1 protein-coding gene is annotated in these 288 nt (G+C 66.7%); it reads left to right on the plus strand.

Features of this window, described 5'->3' with window-relative positions; all coding sequences use genetic code 11:
• The coding region (locus tag ACWNRM_RS15210) for a transposase (protein ID WP_485172255.1) at window positions 1–288 on the plus strand (288 nt) is incomplete at both ends.

Here is a 288-nt window from a genome sequence, read left to right on the forward strand (position 1 = left end):
CGTCCTCGTGCCGGATCTGCGCCCCGGCGACATCGTCGTCATGGACAATCTCGGCTCGCACAAGGGGCCGGGCGTGCAGGCGGCGATCGAGGCCGCCGGAGCCAGCCTGCGGTTCCTGCCGCCCTACAGCCCGGACTTCAACCCGATCGAGATGGCGTTTTCCAAACTCAAGGCCCATCTCCGCCGCGCCGCCGAACGCACCCGCGACGGGCTTTGGAACAGGATCGGCAAACTCATCGATCAGGTCGCGCCCGCAGAATGCGCCAACTTCTTCACCGCCGCTGGATA

The sequence above is a fragment of the Asaia sp. A2 genome (genome assembly GCF_057319415.1).